Consider the following 5,343-nt stretch of genomic DNA (forward strand, 5'->3'; position numbering starts at 1 on the left):
CGACTCGGTTATTTTTTGCGACGACAGCATCGGAAAGCCCTGGGAGTACGCGCAGGCGGGATTCTTGTATGCACTTCACGGCGGCTATCTGGATCGCAGCTTCCGCATCCTGCCCGCCGACACCGCCGTCGACGTGATCTCCCACGTGCAGAAGTCGTTTCCGCACCGCTACGAATCCACGACCGGGGAATCGGTGTACCTGTCCCGCCTTCCCGACCAGGTCAACCCGGCCTATGAACAGGCATATGGGTACTGGATCCCGCGAAACGCGAGGCAGGCGCTTTTGTCAGTATTCGTTCTCGAGCAGTACGCAGACCGCCTTGACGAGCTCGTGACTGATTGCACGAACTGACTCTCGGCTCTGCGGGCGGAGTCGCCTGGATCGCTTCACAACTCGTCCCCAGCTGTCGTTCCCGTTGCCGCACTGGGTGGCTGACGCGATTTTGCGCCGCCGAAACGTGTGGTACCCCGGTGTCATGATGGGGTCATGTCCTGAGTGGCGATTCGCATAAACCCGCCCGCGGCTGGTGTACCACGACATACCCTGCCAAGGGAATCGGAAACAGGACCAGTGACGATGCCCCTAACACTTCTGCTACGACATGCCGCGGCCGGGCTGGCAGCCACCGCAGCCGCGATCGCGTGCGGGCCAACAGCGAATGCCGAACCGCTGGAACCGATTCCGGGAGAGGGCTTCTTCCTCGTCGGCCCGGACATCGCGCCCGGCCTCTACAACACCGGCGGGTCGGCGTCACCGTTCGCGGTCTACATCAACGATGTGCCGACCCAGGACTCGATGTGCGTGTGGTTCACCTACAGCACACCCGACACCAACAAGGACCACGTCCTCGCGACCAACATGTCGATCGGTCCGATGAACGCCAACATCAACTCGACGGTGAAGGCTTTCGAGTCGCACAACTGTCAACCCTGGACGCGGGTCAGCTGAGCGCTGTCGGCTGAATCGACACCAGCCGGAACGTCCCCGGCGAACCCTCGTCAGGGGTGAACCGGACCACCAGCACATCCGGCGGGAACTGCGTCGCAATGTCATTGAGCGTCCGCGGCATGAACACCCGCGACTTGGCGTTGCCATACCAATTCGGATCGGACGGATCGACATTCAGCGTGCTCACACTGTCGATCGAGTCGTCCCAGCGTTGCACCGCATCCGGCGCGGGAACGCCGAAGCCCACCGACTTCTGATAGGCATCCAGTTGTCCCGCAAGGGTTACCGGCGTCCCGCCGCCGACCGGCGTGCCGGTGATGGTCCCGTTGATCACGTCGGCGGTCACCGACGTCAGCCGTGCGGTACACACGTTGTCGACAACGCCGGCCGGCGCGCAGAACGCCGGCAGCGGGTCGGCATGAGCCGAGGCGGCAGTGAGCATCGCGGGCAGCGTCAGCACTGCGACAGCCCCGACCACAGCACGCTTTGGCATCGCACAGCCCTCCTGTCGTCTCTGACGATAATTCGCCGCCTGCGCGGCCGAGGTTACATCGCGGCGGATCGGCTTTGTCCCAGTGCGCGGGGGAAGCGCTGCCCGATCTGGTAGAGAACTGACCATGGAACATGCCGGACCACTGAGCGGTGTTCGCGTCCTCGAGCTGTCGATCGCGCTGACCGGGCCCTACATCGGCGCCCTCTTCGCCGATCAGGGTGCTGACGTAGTGAAAGTCGAGCGACCCGACATCGGCGACATCATGCGGTGGATCGGCCCCAGCGTCAACGGGCTCAGCGCGGTCTTCCGGGTCTGCAATCGCGGCAAGCAGTCGATCGCAGTGGATGTCCGCACGGACGCCGGCCGCGAGATCGCGCTCGAACTCGCCGCGCAGGCCGACGTCGTCATCCAGAACTTCCGGCCCGGCGTGGCGCAGCGCCTCGGCCTCGGGTACGACGATGTCGCCGCGGTCAACCCCGACGTCGTCTATCTGTCCCTGAGCGGGTTCGGCGAGGTCGGCCCCTACCGCGATCGCAGCGCCTACGACACCGTCATCCAGGCCTACGGCGGTCTCGCCTCCAGTCAGGCCGCGCCGGGCGTCGGCGAACCGATCTTCCTGCAGCAGGTGCTCGCCGACAAAGTCACCGCGCTCTACGCCAGCCAGGCCGTCACCGCCGCGCTCCTGGCGCGTGCGAAAGGCCGCGGCGGACAACACGTCCACGTCTCGATGGTCGATGCCGTCGTCTCGTTCCTGTGGACCGATGCCACCGGCAACGAGGTACTGCTCGACGCCGACGGCTCGCAACCGTCGAGTTTCACCTCCGGCTTCAAGCCGTTCCGCTTCCGCGACGGCTGGGGTGTGGTGACGCCGATCTCGGACTCCGATTTCACCGGGATGTGCCGCGCCCTGGAGGCCGACGGCGCCGACGACCCCCGGCTGGCCACCGCCGACCTGCGCAACCAGAACCGGCCGCTGATGGCAGAGGTGATGAGGTCCTGCTATGCCGGCGCCGAGACACTCACGGTGGAAGAGGCCACGGCCCGCTTCCAGGCCGAGGACGTGCCCTTCGCCATGATCGTGCCGCCCAGCGAACTGCCCGACGACCCGCACGCCATCGAGATGGGGCTGTTCGTCGAAGCCACCGATCCGGTGGTGGGCCGCACGCGCATCCCGCGCCATCCGGCCCTGTTCGACGCCACCCCGGCGCAGCTCGCCGGCGCGGCGCCGGCTCTGGGCCAGCACACCGCCGACGTGCTAGGGCAGCTGGGCCGTTCCCATCAGGAAGAAGAGCTGCGGGCCGCCCGGGTGATCGCGGGCTGACCTCTCCAATTCGTCGGGCCGGACCGGAATGCAACGCAGGCCGGGCCACGTTGCAGTGATGCGTGACCATTCGCCTCGGATTGCAGATTCCCAACTTCTCCTACGGCACGCGCGTCGCCGAGCTGTTCCCCGCTGTCGTGGCCCAGGCCCGCGAGGCGCAGAGCGCCGGCTTCGACACGGTCCTGGTGATGGACCACTTCTACCAACTACCAGGACTGGGTGAACCCGATGAACCGATGCTGGAGGCCTATACCGCGCTGGGCGCCCTGGCCGCGTCCGTCGACCGGGTACAGCTGTCCACGCTGGTAACGGGGAACACCTACCGCAACCCGACCCTGCTCGCCAAAGAGATCACCACGCTGGACGTGGTCAGCGCCGGCCGGGCAATCCTCGGGCTCGGGGCGGGGTGGTTCGAGTTGGAGCATCAGCAGTTGGGCTTCGAGTTCGGCACCTTCACCGAACGGTTCGAAAAGCTCGAGGAGGCACTCGAGATCATCCTCGGCATGCTGCACGGTGAACGCCCGACCTTCACCGGCAAGTGGTACCGCACCGAGAGCGCGATCAACGAACCCCGCTACCGCGACCACATCCCGATCATGCTCGGTGGCAGCGGCGAGAAGAAGACGTTCCGGCTGGCGGCCCGTTACGCCGACCACCTCAACATCATCGCCGACATCGACCAGCTGCCCGCCAAGCTCGACGTGCTGCGCCAACGCTGTGCCGAAATCGACCGGGACCCGGCCACTTTGGAGACCAGCTCGCTATTGACGGTCGTGGTCGACGGTTACGATGCGTCCCGCGACATCGGCGAGGCCCGCAGTGGCCGGGCCGTCATCGGCACGCCCGATCAGATCGCCGAACAGATCAAACGCCGCATCCTCGACATGGGCATCGACGGTGTGATCATCAACCTGCCGACCCACCGCTACACGCCCGGTGTCATCAGCGCGGTCGGCGAAGTGCTCGCACCGCTGGTCGCGGCCGCCGGGTAGACCCGCCGACCGGACCCGCGAAGTTTGCCACACGGGGGTGGGCGACGGCAGTAAAGTGCTGCTCGTGGTCGACGTTTTCACCGGTGCGCGAGGTCGCTGGCTGGCGGTGGCAGCTTCGTTGGTCGTCGCCGGCGGCATGTTCTACGCCCAGAGCACCGAGAATCGGTGTTGCGTTGCCGCGCCGACGGTTTCGTCGGCGCCCCAGACATCCTCCGCGCCCGTCGCCCGCGTCGCGCAGGCGACGGAGGCCGAACTCCTGGCCGCCAGTGCACCCGTTGCCGGCGCCGACTTCCAGCTCGCGCTGCCCCGGGGGATCACGCCCGAAGCGGGACTGCAGGTCCACACCATCTGGGTGGCCCGCGCCATCAGCGTGATGTTCCTCGAGATCAAGACCATCGGCGGTTATCGCCAGGACCCGCTGCCCTGGCATCCGAACGGCCTGGCGATCGACGTGATGATCCCGAACTATCACACCCCGGAGGGCATCGAGCTCGGCAACCAGATCGCCGGGTTCGCGCTGGCGAACGCGAAACGGTGGGGAGTCCTGCATGTGATCTGGCGGCAGGGTTTCTATCCCGGTATCGGTGCACCGAGTTGGACCGCGGACTACGGCAACGAGACCGCCAACCACTACGACCACGTCCATATCGCCACCGACGGGGGTGGATACCCGACCGGCCGGGAGACCTACTTCCTCGGATCGATGCGCTCGGAACCGGCGTGACCACCATGACGCTGCGGACTCCTGCTGCCCGCCTGGCGGTGCTGATCGTGATGGGACTGGCCCTGCTGGGTGCGCTGACGGCGTGCGGCGGATCGTCTCAGCGCACCAACCCCGCCCCGGCCGGCTCGGGGGAATCGGCCACAGCGCCGATGCCGCAGGACGCTCCCGGCAGCCCGCCACTGGTCAAACGCGATGTGGTCAAGACCGCGTCGATGTCGATATCGGTGGCCCAACCCACCGAGGCCGCCGACAAAGCCGCCGTGATCGTCGCCAACGCGGGCGGGCGGGTCGACAACCGCTCCGAAGACGCGGGATCGGGCACCGCCAGGGCCCGCTCGTCGGTGGTTCTGCGGGTCCCGGCCGCCAAGCTCGACGGCGTGCTGGCCGAACTCAAGGCGCTGGGCACCGTCGAACATGTCGAGATCGCCTCTGACGACGTGACCGCGCAACGCGTCGACCTCGACGCCCGGATCCGGGCGCTACAGACCTCGGTGGACCGGCTGCTCGGCATCATGCGCGACGCCAAGGACCCCGATGCGCTGATCAAGGCCGAGGGTGCGCTCTCGGAACGCCAAGCCGAACTCGACAGCCTGCGTGCGCAACGTGAGGCGCTCGGCGACCGCATCGACTACAGCACCGTCAACGTCACCTTCGTCGCCCAGAACATCGGCGGCCCGGCGCCCACCGAATACCGGGGCTTCTTCGGCCAGATCGAACGCGGTTGGGACGCATTGGTTTCCGTGGCCGGCAACCTGGTGCTGCTCTTCGGTCTGCTGCTTCCCTGGTTGGGTGTGCTGGTGGTCGCCGTGGTGATCATCTACGGCCTCATCCGGCTGGCCGGTGCCCGCCGGCCCAGCCCGCCGC

General features: G+C 66.9%; 6 protein-coding genes. 5 read left to right on the plus strand and 1 reads right to left on the minus strand.

The annotated features are described in order from the left end of the window. The first annotated feature begins 577 nt into the window (after window positions 1-577). Window positions 578-949 carry a hypothetical protein gene (locus tag MSZK_RS08715; RefSeq protein WP_199203255.1) on the plus strand — a complete coding sequence of 124 codons (372 nt, stop codon included), beginning with the start codon at window positions 578-580 and terminating at the stop codon, window positions 947-949. On the opposite strand, the gene MSZK_RS08720 is transcribed toward MSZK_RS08715, so the two are convergent. Continuing rightward, on the minus strand, window positions 942-1,442 hold the full coding sequence (locus MSZK_RS08720; protein ID WP_099246877.1) for a hypothetical protein: 501 nt from the start codon (window positions 1,440-1,442) through the stop codon (window positions 942-944). The genes MSZK_RS08715 and MSZK_RS08720 overlap by 8 nt on opposite strands. A gap of 124 nt (window positions 1,443-1,566) precedes the next feature. Here MSZK_RS08720 and MSZK_RS08725 point away from each other — a divergent pair, with 124 nt between their 5' ends. The 4 genes from MSZK_RS08725 to MSZK_RS08740 form a co-directional block, all read left to right on the plus strand. Next, complete coding sequence (locus tag MSZK_RS08725) at window positions 1,567-2,763, plus strand: CaiB/BaiF CoA-transferase family protein (protein ID WP_099246879.1); 1,197 nt, start codon at window positions 1,567-1,569, stop codon at window positions 2,761-2,763. 62 nt (window positions 2,764-2,825) lie between these two features. Next, window positions 2,826-3,755: an LLM class F420-dependent oxidoreductase gene (locus MSZK_RS08730; protein WP_099246881.1), complete on the plus strand. Its 930-nt coding sequence runs from the start codon at window positions 2,826-2,828 to the stop codon at window positions 3,753-3,755. Window positions 3,756-3,792: 37 nt separating this feature from the next. Then, entirely contained in the window at window positions 3,793-4,479 is a 687-nt protein-coding gene (locus MSZK_RS08735) for a glycoside hydrolase (RefSeq protein WP_371411301.1), read from the plus strand. A gap of 50 nt (window positions 4,480-4,529) precedes the next feature. Then, on the plus strand, window positions 4,530-5,343 hold an 814-nt coding region (locus tag MSZK_RS08740; protein ID WP_199203256.1), incomplete at its 3' end, for a DUF4349 domain-containing protein.

The organism is Mycobacterium sp. shizuoka-1 (assembly GCF_002723835.1).
In the GTDB taxonomy this organism is placed as follows: Bacteria; Actinomycetota; Actinomycetes; order Mycobacteriales; family Mycobacteriaceae; genus Mycobacterium.